The 12,262-nt window shown below is 59.0% G+C and carries 8 protein-coding genes and 1 tRNA gene; 2 read left to right on the top strand and 7 right to left on the bottom strand.

The window, feature by feature from the left end; all coding sequences use genetic code 11:
• Positions 1-31: 31 nt before the first annotated feature.
• From QK296_RS10070 to QK296_RS10060, 3 genes are all read right to left on the bottom strand, one after another.
• Positions 32-826, bottom strand: a complete 795-nt coding sequence (locus tag QK296_RS10070; protein WP_003194759.1) for a carbon-nitrogen hydrolase family protein — start codon at positions 824-826, stop codon at positions 32-34.
• A gap of 10 nt (positions 827-836) precedes the next feature.
• On the bottom strand, positions 837-2,540 hold the full coding sequence (locus tag QK296_RS10065; protein ID WP_003194758.1) for an NAD(P)/FAD-dependent oxidoreductase: 1,704 nt from the start codon (positions 2,538-2,540) through the stop codon (positions 837-839).
• Positions 2,541-2,687: 147 nt separating this feature from the next.
• The gene (locus QK296_RS10060; protein ID WP_034133908.1) at positions 2,688-3,134 is read right to left on the bottom strand and encodes an Lrp/AsnC family transcriptional regulator; all 447 of its coding nucleotides are present in this window, start codon (positions 3,132-3,134) and stop codon (positions 2,688-2,690) included.
• A gap of 276 nt (positions 3,135-3,410) precedes the next feature.
• Here QK296_RS10060 and QK296_RS10055 point away from each other — a divergent pair, with 276 nt between their 5' ends.
• Both QK296_RS10055 and QK296_RS10050 read left to right on the top strand, forming a co-directional pair.
• Positions 3,411-3,596 carry a type II toxin-antitoxin system HicA family toxin gene (locus QK296_RS10055; protein ID WP_080765506.1) on the top strand — a complete coding sequence of 62 codons (186 nt, stop codon included), beginning with the start codon at positions 3,411-3,413 and terminating at the stop codon, positions 3,594-3,596.
• A 51-nt stretch (positions 3,597-3,647) separates the two neighbouring features.
• Complete coding sequence (locus tag QK296_RS10050) at positions 3,648-4,049, top strand: type II toxin-antitoxin system HicB family antitoxin (protein WP_034133907.1); 402 nt, start codon at positions 3,648-3,650, stop codon at positions 4,047-4,049.
• Between the two features lie 48 nt (positions 4,050-4,097).
• Here the strand turns inward: QK296_RS10050 and QK296_RS10045 are convergent.
• The 4 genes from QK296_RS10045 to dnaG form a co-directional block, all read right to left on the bottom strand.
• A tRNA-Ile gene (locus tag QK296_RS10045) sits at positions 4,098-4,174 on the bottom strand.
• Positions 4,175-4,189: 15 nt separating this feature from the next.
• Positions 4,190-7,933: a bifunctional diguanylate cyclase/phosphodiesterase gene (locus QK296_RS10040; RefSeq protein ID WP_282390873.1), complete on the bottom strand. Its 3,744-nt coding sequence runs from the start codon at positions 7,931-7,933 to the stop codon at positions 4,190-4,192.
• A 135-nt stretch (positions 7,934-8,068) separates the two neighbouring features.
• The gene (gene rpoD / locus QK296_RS10035; RefSeq protein ID WP_282390872.1) at positions 8,069-9,916 is read right to left on the bottom strand and encodes an RNA polymerase sigma factor RpoD; all 1,848 of its coding nucleotides are present in this window, start codon (positions 9,914-9,916) and stop codon (positions 8,069-8,071) included.
• 67 nt (positions 9,917-9,983) lie between these two features.
• A complete protein-coding gene (gene dnaG / locus QK296_RS10030; RefSeq protein ID WP_003194750.1) occupies positions 9,984-11,954 on the bottom strand; it encodes a DNA primase in 1,971 nt (656 codons plus the stop codon).
• Positions 11,955-12,262 lie beyond the last annotated feature (308 nt).

The raw sequence follows: 12,262 nt of genomic DNA, 5'->3' as shown, positions 1-12,262 counted from the left end.
GGGAAGTGCCTATGCTAGCAAACCCAATGGGTCAGGGCTTGTGCAGCGCGCCGTAGAGTTCGGCGCGACGGTCTTGTAGGTAGTGGTTGGCGGCGCGGGCATCGAAGATCGATTGGCGCTCCAGGGTGCCGACGATCAAGGCTTCATCCAGGCCGGCCTGGGCAATTCGCTGGCCGTCCGGCGCGGCAATGCTGCTTTGCCCGCAGTAGTGAATCTCGTCTTCGTGGCCGCAGTAGTTGGCATAGGCCACAAAACACTGGTTTTCAAAGGCTCGCGCCCGCACGGTGACGTCGGCAACAAAGTCGAACGGCACCATATTGGCGGTGGGCACCAGGATCAGTTCGGCACCGGCCAGGGCCAGGCGCCGGGTGTTTTCCGGAAATTCCAGGTCGTAGCAAATCAGCATGCCCACCTTCCACCCGTTCAACTCCACCACCGGGAAATCATCGGGGCCGGCGCTGAACATCGAGTGGTCAAGGTCGCCAAACAGGTGGGTCTTACGGTAGTTGCACAGGCGCTTGCCGTGGGCGTCAATCAACTGCACGGCGTTGTAGATCTGGCCGTCGTCGGCCCGCTCCGGGTAGCCATACAGGATCGCCAGCCCGGCGCCTTGCGCCAGTTCGGCAATCGCCTGCGCCGAAGGCCCGTCCTGTGCCTCGGCCAGTGCGCCAACGGCTTCGGCGCCAATGTTATAGCCGCTGAGGAACATCTCTGGCAGCACCAGCACATCGGCGCCGTGTGCCTCATGGGCCAACCGGTGCAGGCGCTGCAGGTTAGCGGCCACATCCAGCGGCAGTGGCGGGCATTGGTACAAGGCGACACGCATGCTCAACTCCTTATTCTGCCAGGGCGATGGGCCCAATTTCATCGAACACGTCGCCCGGGCCTGGGTTCTGCGGGTGGGTGCTGCCACCGAAGTGGTTCATGATGCCCCACACCGCGTTGAGCGAGGTTTGTACCGCGCCTTCGACCCAGGCGGGCGTCCACGATACATCATCACCCGCGATGAAGATCCCGCGTTGTTCGGCGGGCATATCCTTTTGCATGAAGTGCGCATACATCCGCTGGTTATAGCGATAGTGACCGGGCAAGGCACCTTTGAAAGCCCCGAGGAAATGCGGGTCGGCTTCCCAGGACACGGTGATCGGGTCGCCGATGATGCGCGCCTTGATGTCGACCTTGGGGTAGATCTTCTTCAGTGCATCGAGGGCCAGTTTCACCCGCTTGTCGATGGGCTGGGGCAGCATCTTCAGCGCATCGCTCATCCACGAGTAGGACAGGCAGATCACCCCCGGCTTGTCGTCGCCGTTATCGAATAGGTAGGTGCCACGGGTCAGGCGGTCGGTGAGGGTCATGCTCATCAGGTCGCGACCGGTTTGCGGGTCTTTGTCTTTCCAGAATGGGCGGTCAACCATCACGAAGGTTTTCGAGGACTGCATGTAGCGAGTGCGATCCAGGGCCATCCACATTTTTTGTGAGAACAGGGTTTCGTCGCATTCGATCTGGGTGGTCAGCAACCAGCTTTGGCAGGTGGTCAGCACCGCCGCGTATTCACGGGTGTCGCCGTAGTTGTCGGTAACGGCGAAACGGCCATCGGCGGCGTGGGCAATGCGCTTCACGCCGGCCCGTGGCGCACCTCTATGCAGCGAGCTCAGGCTGGTACCGGCCGGCCAGTGGGCGCAGCGTTCCGGCACATGGCGCCAGATGCCCATGGGCACTTGGGCCACGCCACCGACGATCAGGTGTTGATGATCATCGCAGTTGGTCATCACCACGCGGAAGATTTCCAGCATCGAGTTGGGGAAGTCCGAGTCCCAGCCGCCGGTGCCGAAACCGACCTGGCCAAACACCTCACGGTGGTGGAACGACAACTTGGCGAAGGCCTTGGAGGTGGCGACGAAGTCGTAGAAGGTACGGTCATCCCACAGCGGCACGAGCTTGTTCCACAGTTCCTTGAGCCGTGGCACGTCGCGGTCGCGGATTGCCTGCTGGATATCGCCGAACTGTGAACCGGCTTCCAGGGCGTCGGCCCAGGCATCGGCCACTTCCTGGAACAGTGCAGGTAAATCGGCGAGTTTTTGCGCGTAGTGGGTCTGGCCTTCCAGATCGATCACGGTGCTGCCGGACGCCGGTGTCAGCGGGTTGGGAAAGGGCTTGGTCTCCAGTCCAAGTTTGTCCACGTAATGGTAGAACGCGGTGGACGACACCGGGAACCGCATGCCGCCCAGCTCGGCGATGATGCCTTCGGCGCCTTCAAAGGCCTGCGAGCGCAAGCGGCCACCCATCTTCGAGGCTTCATACACAACGGGCTTGAGCCCGAGCTTCATCAGCTCGTAGGCCGCAACCAGGCCCGCGATCCCGGCTCCCACAATTGCCACTTCGGCGCCATGATTAACCGCAGGAATACTGCCCAGCCCGGCGGGGTGTTCGATCCAGTCATCAAAGGCAAACGGGAAATCCGGGCCGAAGATAGTGATGGGTTTCTTGCCGTCGCCCGGGTGGCGATTAGGCTTGCTGAGGGTGCTGGACGGAATGCTCATGGCTGACCTTACTGACGGCTCGGCGGGAGGAGGGCCCGTTGAGTATAGGAAAAGATGGCAGCCAGTTTAGGGAGCGTTGCGCTCGTTAATAAGACGCAATGTGTCGTCGTATTGCGCTGGTTTTAGTCAATACGACGAATATAGTGATCAGATTGGTTGTCCGCGATCCAATTTGTTACTGAGGATGATCGAGGTGGTGGTTTTCTCGACGCCATCGACACTGCCGATCTGGTCCAGCAATTGGTCCAGTTGCTCCGGCGAATCGGTGCGCAGCCAAGCCACGTAATCAAACTCCCCACTTACCGCGCACAACTGCTGCACCTGGGCCATGGCGCTTAGCCTGCGCAACACCTCTTTGCCCGAACGGGGTTGCACGGTAATGCCCACATAAGCCTGCAACCCACCATCCGCAACGCGCTGGCTCAGGCGCACGCCGTAACCCGTGATGACCTGGGTTTTTTCCAGGCGGGCCAGACGCGACGTGACGGTGGTACGCGCGATGCCCAACTGCCGGGCGAGCATGGCCACGCTTTCACGGGCATTGAGCTGCAGGGCGGCGATCAGTTGGCGGTCGATTTCGTCTAGGGCGGGCAAGGGGGAGCTCCAGTGCTGGGTGTAATTCGCGAGGGATATTACAGGCTAGCGTGGGCGAGATGCAGACGTGAATCTTAGTTCGCAGGGGAGCTAAATGCTGAGAGTGCATAAAAACTGACAGAAGTTTGCTGGCGATACGGTGGGCCTCATCTTCATCATGTTTTCTCAGGGGGCCGCTGAGCGGTTGAGCGGTTTTTTCATTGGTATGTTTTGTGTGTGCAAAAAAAGCGCGCTATCGGTGGGCGGTGTGTAGTATACACACTGCAAGGTGAAGCGATGAGAAGTAGAGAGGTCATTGAACTGCTGGTTGCGGATGGATGGGTTGAGGTGGCGGTAAAGGGTAGTCATCACCAGTTCAAACACCCAGTGAAGCGAGGACGAGTAACAGTCCCTCACCCCAAGTCAGAGATTGCTAAGGGCACCTTGCACAGTATTTTTAAATCGGCAGGGCTTAAATATTAAGCCTGACTGATGGTTTGAATGAGCTCTGTGAGCTTGTTCAGAGGAGGATCGATGAAATTTCCAGTGGTAGTGCATAAAGACGCTGATTCGGACTACAGCGTAACGGTCCCTGATGTACCAGGCTGCTTCTCGGCGGGCTCTTCGTTTTCCGAAGCGTTAGATAATGTTCGGGAGGCGCTGGCGCTGCATCTTGAAGGATTGGTTGCCGACGAGGAAAAACTTCCCCAGGCCCAAGAGGTTGATGCTCATCTCGATAATCCCGACTTCACCGGTGGTGTTTGGGCGATCGTCGACTTCGATCTCACGCCGTATTTGGGAAAATCGGTACGGTTCAATGCTTCTTTACCTGAGCAGCTTTTGCACCGAATTGACGAGCGTGTGCAAAAAGATCACCGCTACGCCTCTCGTTCAGGTTTTTTGGCGACGGCAGCGCTGCGCGAATTGTCTGTTTGAGTCAAACGTCAGATACGCAAAAGCCGCGCAGTGCGCGGCTTTCTTGTGTGGTGGGCCCAGTAGGACTCGAACCTACGACCAAGGGATTATGAGTCCCCTGCTCTAACCAACTGAGCTATAGGCCCTCAGTAGGTCGCGGATTATAGCGATGGTTTGTTCACTGTGCCATCCGAAAAATCCTTGTGCCGTGTACGAAGGAAGCTGGCGGCAAAAAGCTCCGGCGGCAGGGGCAGGCTGACGATGTAGCCTTGCATCTGTTCACACCCCTCGCTTGCGAGGAATGCTTGTTGTGCCGGGGTCTCCACGCCTTCGGCGATGATGGTGAATTGCATGCTGTGGCCAAGGGCGATGATGGCGCGCACGATGGCTGCATCGTGAGGGTCGTCGGGCAAGCCGCGGACGAAGGATTGGTCGATCTTGAGGAAGTCCAGAGGCAGGCGTTTGAGGTAGCTGAGGGATGAATAACCGGTGCCGAAATCATCGATCGCCAATTGGACGCCCAGGCGCTTGAGTTGGTGCAACACCGCCAGTGCTTCTTCGGCTTGGCTCATGATGAAGTTTTCGGTGATTTCCAGTTGCAGGCAGCCGGGTTCGAGGCGGTAATCGTGCAGCAGTTGTTCGATGCGTGACAGCAGGTTGGGGTGACGCAGTTGCGCGCCTGCGAGGTTGACCGACAGGGGGCCGAAATCCTCGAAAGCCGCTTGCCAGGCGTGCAGTTGCCGGCAGGCCTGTTCCAGTACCCAGTCGCCGATTTGCAGGATCATGCCGTTCTCTTCGGCCAGGGCAATAAAGTGCTCGGGCGGGACCTCGCCCAGAGTCGGGTGATGCCAGCGGATCAAGGCTTCGGCGCCGATCAGTTGCTGGGTGACCAGGCTGCGTTTGGGTTGGTAATACAGGCTCAATTCTTCACGCTCGATGGCGCGGCGCAGTTCGTGCTCCAGCGCTACGCGTTCATTGGCTTGGGCAGTCAGGTCGCGGGTATAGCGCTCGACCCGGTTACGCCCCTTGGCCTTGGAGCGATACATTGCGGCGTCGGCATTTTTGACCAGGGTGGCGACGTCGGTACCGTCTTGCGGATACAGGCTGGTGCCGATACTGGCGCTGATAAAAAACTCATGCTCGCCGGCTTGGAATGGCGGGGTAAAACAGTCGAGCAGTTTGTTCGCCAAGTGCTGGGCGTCGCTGGCCTGTTGCAAGCCGGGCAACAGGATAATGAATTCGTCGCCGCCCAAGCGAGCAACGGTGTCCACGTCCCGCAACTGCTCCTTGAGGCGTACGGCGATGTCTTTGAGCAGCAGGTCGCCGACCGGGTGGCCGAGGCTGTCGTTGATGTGTTTGAAGCGATCAAGGTCGAGAAACAACACCGCGCCCTGTTTACCACTTTCCTGCTGGCCGTTGAGGGCGGCCTGCAACCGGTTTTCAAACAGGGTGCGGTTGGGCAGGCCGGTCAATGGGTCGTGGTGGGCCTGATAATCCAGGCGTGCCTGGGCCAGCTTGAGGCTGGAGATGTCGGCGAACACGGCAACGAAGTGCGTGACCAATTGCTCGCGGTTACGCACGGCGCTGATGGTCAGCCAGCTCGGATACACCTCGCCGTTCTTGCGGCGGTTGGAGATCTCTCCTTGCCAATGACCGTGGGCCGTCAACTGGTGCCACATCGCCGCATAGAACGCGCTGTCATGCAGGCCGGAGGCGAGCAGGCGCGGGGTATGACCAAGGGCTTCAACCTCGCTGTAGCCGGTTATCTCAGTGAAGGCGCGGTTGACGGCGCTGATGTTCTGCCGTGTGTCGGTGATCAAGACGCCTTCGGCGGTGCTTTCGAACACCGTGGCGGCCTGCTGCAGTTTTTCCTGCATCAACTGGCGTTCGGTGATGTCCCGGGCGATGGTCAGCATGCAATCTTCGTCGCCAATCGGCAGTGGGCGGCTGGACACTTCGCACAGGCGAATCTGGCCGTCGGCACGACGGATATGACAGATGAAATCGCGCACAAAACCGTCGCGCTGCATCAACTCCAGCATGTGTTTGCGTTCGTTGAGGTCGACCCAGATGCCTAGGTCCAGGGTTGATTGGTCAAGTGAGGAGGCGCTGGTGAAACCGGTCAGGTGGCTGAAACCTTCGTTCACTTCAATCAGCAGGCCATCTCTTTGGCGACTCAGTAGTAAACCGTCGGGGGAAGCATGGAATGCCTTGGCGAATTTCTCTTCGGAGGTTTGCAGCTGCTGTTGGGTTTCCTTGAGCTCGGTGATATCGCGCACCACCACCACCAGGGCTTCAGTGGTATCGAGTTGGAACGGCTCAGCTGAGATCAGCCCGGTAAATGCCTGACCATTGCTGCGCAGAAAGGACATTTCCAGGTTACGGATACTGGTGGTCTGTACCCGCTGCAGCAAATCCGGACCGACGCCCTGAATGCCCCATATATTCAGATCTGAGGCGGTTTTGCCTACCACCTCGTCGGCGCGCAGCCCAATCTGGTCCTCGAATGCCTTGTTGACCTCCAGCAGGCAGCCATCAGACAACTGGGCAATCACCAGGATGTCTGGGCACTGCTGAAACACCGAGGCAAATTTCTGCTCGGACAGTTGCAGGGCTTCCTCGGTGCGCTTGGCTTCGCTGATGTCGATCATCAGGCCGCGCAGCACTGGCTCGTGGCCGTGTTCGATCAGGCTGACAATGTCACGTACCCACAGACAGCGGCCATCAGCGGTGATGACCCGGTAATCAATGCTGTGATCACGGTTAGCGCGAGTTTCCCGATAGCAATAGGCCTCGGCGCGGGTCAGGTCGGCGGGGTGGATGATGTTGCGCCAGAAGCCTGGAATCAGCCAATGGGCGCGGGGATAGCCGAGCAGGTCTTCGGCATGGGGCGACACGTAGCTGTAGGTGAAATCGCTGATGCTTGCTTCCCAGGCGATGGCGGACAAGCTCTCCACCAAGCCGCGATAGTGGTACTCGCTGCTTCGCAGTTCTTGCTCAAGGGCGACCCGGCGGGAAATTTCCGAGCTGAGCCGGCGATTGATCCGAATCACGATTGCCAGCACCGTACTCAATAGCAGCACCGCTGGCAGGCCGTACGTGAGCAGGTCAGCCCAGAAGGTGCGGTGATCGGTGAAACTACCGACCCAGTGTTGCTGGATCGCATCCGTTTCGGCTGAGCTGAGGTCGGCGAGGACTTTGTCCAGGATGCCCACCAGGATTTTCTCATCCCGCGGTACGCCCATCGCCAGTTGGTAGCGATAGGGTGTTTCGCCGCTGACGTACAGGCCGTCGAGCTTGAGTTGGCGCAGGCTCCAGACGCTGGAGGCGAGGTCGCCGACCACGGCATCCACTTCATCGGTGGCCAGGGCTTGCAGCGTCGAACTGACGTTGGGCATCGCCACCAAATTCAGGTCCGGATGGTGGGTACGCAGCAGTTCATGGGGCGCGTAGTTTTCCACCACGGCAATTTTCAGGCCGTACAAATCCTTGAGGCTGCGTGGTTTCGCGCCGCCTTCATGGGCCAGGATGACGATGGGAAAGTCGAGATAGGGGCGTGTGAAGGCCAGGAAGTTTTGGCGTTCGGGGGTGGACATGATGCCAGGCAGCAGGTCGAGCTGATTATTGCGGGCTTGTTCAAGCACCGCGGTCCAGTTAACGGGTTCGATCAGTTTGATTCGAACGCCCAGACGGTCCTGGAGTAGGCGTACGTAATCGGCAGCCAGGCCCTGATATCGGCCATTTTCATCGCGATATTCAAACGGTGGCCAGGACGCGTCCACGCCGAGGCGCAGCTCCTGATGGTCCGCCAACCAGCTACGCTCATCATCCGTAAGAGTCAACGCGCCAGCCGTTGCGGTCCAGGTCAGCAGCGACAGCAGTATCACGGTCGGCAATCTGGGCATAACGGTCTCGTTATGGCACGGGGAATGTCTCGAGTGTAGACGGGCATTGCGAGGGCGGGGTGGTGCGGGGCAGTTAATCTGTGGAAAGCGGTCGGTAGAAAGCAAAACCCCCGGCCTGGGCCGGGGGTTCTGGTATCACTCGTCGAGGAAGGAGCGCAGATGCTCGCTTCGCGTCGGGTGGCGCAACTTGCGCAGCGCCTTGGCTTCGATCTGACGGATCCGCTCACGGGTCACGTCAAACTGCTTACCGACTTCCTCAAGGGTGTGGTCGGTATTCATGTCGATGCCGAAACGCATGCGCAGTACCTTGGCTTCACGGGCAGTGAGGCCGGACAGTACGTCGCGAGTCGCTTCTTTCAAGCTCTCAACAGTGGCGACATCGATTGGCGACTGCATGGTCGAGTCTTCGATGAAGTCACCCAGATGGGAGTCTTCGTCATCACCAATCGGCGTTTCCATGGAGATCGGCTCTTTAGCGATCTTCAATACCTTGCGGATTTTATCCTCAGGCATTTCCATGCGTTCGCCCAGCTCTTCCGGGGTCGGTTCGCGACCCATTTCCTGCAACATCTGCCGGGAAATACGGTTGAGCTTGTTGATGGTCTCGATCATGTGCACCGGAATACGGATGGTGCGGGCCTGGTCGGCGATCGAGCGAGTGATCGCCTGACGGATCCACCAGGTGGCATAAGTCGAGAACTTGTAGCCGCGACGGTATTCGAACTTGTCCACCGCCTTCATCAAGCCGATGTTGCCTTCCTGGATCAGATCAAGGAATTGCAGGCCACGGTTGGTGTACTTCTTGGCGATGGAGATCACCAGACGCAAGTTCGCTTCAACCATCTCTTTCTTCGCGCGGCGGGCCTTGGCCTCGCCGATCGACATGCGACGGTTGATGTCTTTGATTTCTGCAATCGTCAGGCCGGTTTCGGTTTCAAGCGCGGTCAGCTTCTGCTGGCAACGGATGATATCGGGCTGCAGGCGGCCGATGGCTTCGGCGTATTTCGCCTTGCCCTTGGCCAGTGCGTCGCTCCAGCTTTCGTCAACTTCGTTGCCCGGGAACTGGCGCAGGAAATCGGTACGCGGCATGCGCGCATCACGCACACAGAGCTGCATGATCGCACGCTCTTGGGCACGCAGACGCTCAAGGGCACTGCGAACCCGCTCAACCAGGCCTTCGAATTGCTTGGGCACCAGCTTGATCGGCATGAACAGCTCAGCCAGGGCCACCAGCTCGGCAATCGCCTGCTTGTTGCCACGACCGTGCTTTTTCAGGGCCTTGCGGGTGATTTCCATTTGATCGGAAACCGCACCGAAGCGCTGGGCAGCGATGACCGGGTCTGGACCGCTTTCGGCTTCTTCTTCGTCGTCGCTGCTTTCAGCTTCGTCGTCGTCGGTGTCGTCGTCCGCTTTTGCGGCTTTCGTATCAACAGGCGGCGGTACTTCGGCGGCAGGCGGCGCAATGCCGTCGTCCGGGTCGATATAACCGCTCAGGACGTCGGACAGGCGGCCACCTTCGGTGGTGACGCGGGTGTACTCGGAGAGAATGTGGTCAACCGTGCCAGGGAAGTGCGCAATAGCGCCCATCACTTCGCGGATGCCCTCTTCGATACGCTTGGCGATTTCGATTTCGCCTTCGCGTGTCAGCAGCTCGACGGTACCCATTTCGCGCATATACATGCGCACCGGGTCTGTCGTGCGGCCGATATCGGTCTCTACTGCAGCCAGCGCGGCAGCAGCTTCCTCAGCGGCGGCCTCGTCGGTATCAGCGTCGGCCAGCATAAGGGAATCCTTATCTGGCGCGACTTCGAATACGTTGATCCCCATGTCGTTAATCATGCGGATGATGTCTTCCACCTGCTCAGGATCTGAAATATCCTCAGGCAGGTGGTCGTTGACCTCCGCGTAAGTCAGGTAACCCTGCTCACGACCAAGAAGTATCAACTCTTTGATACGAGACTGCTGTTGCGCTTTTCCGGACATAACACCCTATCCACTGAAGGTCTTGGCGGGCAAAAAACAAGCCGAGGATTATACCCGAGCTATGACCTCACACGCCAGCTGAGGTCGGGTTTGATGCGTAAACATTCTGTTTTAAGAGGTCGCGCATCTGTTTTGCTATCTGAATTTGCTCTTCAGCCGATAATCCCGGCTGCCTCGCTCTCTTGATAAGTTCGTCGAGGGTCTGAGTGTGTTGACCCGCGGATAACCTATTAATGGTGTCTAAAAACTGTTGTTCAAGGTTGTCGCCGTCAATTAGCCACTCCTTTTCCGCCAGTGCCCGCAATAAACGGCCCTGTTCCGTGCCATGCCAGCGAGCCATCAACTGAATTGAGTTTAGCTTAGGGTTTTTCTGCACGGCTTCGATCAGTGCGATAAGCACCTGAGCGTAGGTGTTGCTCTCGTTGGCAAAGTGGTCGGCACTTTCAACCTTGCCGGCCAATTGCGGGTGGTGAATCAGTGTGCGCAGTGCAATCAGTGTGGGGGCTTCCACCGCTACGGGTGTGCGTGGCGCGTAGGCTTCATCGCGATCACCGCGTTTGCCGTTTTTGCTCCAGGGCTTTTTGTCCCACTTCTTGCCGCCGGCGCCGGGCTTCTTCGGCGTCCATTCCTGCTGGGGCGCGAAGGCCTCCTGAGGTTGGTGAAAGTCAGCGTAGTCCGGCATGGCGTCGTAATCCATGCCGGGGTCGTAGGTTGGCGGTGCATCCTGTGGTGCGCTGTGCACCAGCTGGCTCACGGCTTCGCCGCTCAAGCCAGTGATCTCCAGCAGACGCTGACGCATCAGTGTGCGCAAGTTGGCGCCCGGGACCTTGTCGATCAGCGGCGCCGCGAGGGTGGCCATGTGGGCCTTGCCTTCGAGGGAGCGCGGGTCGGCCTCTTCGGTCAGTTGCTGAAAAAAATAATCCGCAAGCGGCTGCGCATGTTGATTGATGCGTGCACGGAACGCGTCGGTACCTTCCGAACGCACCAGGGTGTCTGGGTCTTCGCCTTCGGGCAGGAACAGGAAGCGAGCGCGGCGCCCATCCTGCAGGCTCGACAGCGTGGCTTCGAGCGCGCGCCAGGCGGCGTTGCGGCCAGCCTGGTCGCCGTCGAAGCAAAACAGCACGCTGGGCACGACGCGAAACAGGCGCTTCAAATGTTCTTCGCTGGTGGCGGTGCCGAGGGTGGCGACCGCGTTGCGCAGGCCTTGTTGGGCCAGGGCGATCACGTCCATATAGCCTTCAACCACGATGATCTCGTCGAGGTTGCGGTTGTTCTTGCGCGCTTCGAACAGGCCGTAGAGTTCCTGGCCCTTGTGGAATACCGGGGTTTCCGGGGAGTTCAGGTACTTGGGCTTGTCGTCTCCAAGCACGCGGCCACCAAAGGCGATGATACGGCCACGGCTGTCGCGGATCGGGAACATCACGCGGTCGCGGAAGCGGTCATAGCGCTTGCCGGTCTCGGCGTTTTCCACCAGCAGGCCGGCATCGATCATGGCCTTTTGCTGGAGGGTGTCGCTGCTCAGGTGCTTATACAGGTTGTCCCAGCCCGGCGGGGCGAAGCCGAGACCGAAGTCCCGAGCGATTTCGCCGGTGAGGCCGCGCCCTTTGAGATAGTCGACAGCGGCCTTGCGCTGCGGATGGCTCTTGAGTGCCTGGCGGTAAAAGTCGGCAGCGGCGGTCAGTAGCGGATACAGCGGCGAATCGGTGGGTTGCCGGGGTTTGTGCGGGCGACCACTTTCTTCGCGGGGCACTTCCATGCCGGCGGCTTTCGCCAGGTCCTCGACAGCTTGGGGGAAATCCAGGTTGTCGTGGTCCATCAGGAAGCCCAGGGCATTCCCGCCCGCGCCGCAACCGAAGCAGTAATAAAACTGTTTGTCGGGGCTGACGCTGAACGATGGGGTTTTTTCTTTATGGAACGGGCAGCAGGCGGTGTAGTTTTTGCCGGCTTTTTTCAGCTGTACGCGTGAGCTGACAACATCGACGATGTCGGTGCGGTTCAGAAGGTCGTCAATAAAGCTCTGGGGAATCAGCCCGGCCATGGCGTTCTCGTCATCACTGCGTGTAAATGAGGGCCCGTGACGTGTTCAAGCGCACGTATGGAGTGCTCGATCATCATCGTCTGCATGGGTCATCAGGAAGTGTATCTGCCGAATATTCACTGAGGGTAGTTTCTGATCAGTCTTCGGCATGGAAATGTTGCCCGGGCGTCCGGTCTTGGCCAATGGCGGCCTCGGAAACGCATCGATGGGCACAGCCGACACGGTTGATCGTCTGTTTGAAGAATAGGTGTGCTCGTCAGTAGCCTTGTTAGGCTCGTCAGAAGAGACGTGCACCGCTGGCAAAAGAG

This window comes from Pseudomonas sp. AL10, assembly GCF_029960685.1.
Lineage (GTDB): Bacteria > Pseudomonadota > Gammaproteobacteria > Pseudomonadales > Pseudomonadaceae > Aquipseudomonas > Aquipseudomonas lactis.
This window is presented reverse-complemented; position numbering and strand designations above follow the sequence as displayed.

Coding starts and splice junctions, on each gene's coding strand:
- rpoD (WP_282390872.1), bottom strand. CDS start 9,916: ATGTCCGGAAAAGCGCAACAGCAGTCTCGTATCAAAGAGTTGATACTT.
- QK296_RS10055 (WP_080765506.1), top strand. CDS start 3,411: ATGAGAAGTAGAGAGGTCATTGAACTGCTGGTTGCGGATGGATGGGTT.
- dnaG (WP_003194750.1), bottom strand. CDS start 11,954: ATGGCCGGGCTGATTCCCCAGAGCTTTATTGACGACCTTCTGAACCGC.
- QK296_RS10040 (WP_282390873.1), bottom strand. CDS start 7,933: ATGCCCAGATTGCCGACCGTGATACTGCTGTCGCTGCTGACCTGGACC.
- QK296_RS10050 (WP_034133907.1), top strand. CDS start 3,648: ATGAAATTTCCAGTGGTAGTGCATAAAGACGCTGATTCGGACTACAGC.
- QK296_RS10065 (WP_003194758.1), bottom strand. CDS start 2,540: ATGAGCATTCCGTCCAGCACCCTCAGCAAGCCTAATCGCCACCCGGGC.
- QK296_RS10070 (WP_003194759.1), bottom strand. CDS start 826: ATGCGTGTCGCCTTGTACCAATGCCCGCCACTGCCGCTGGATGTGGCC.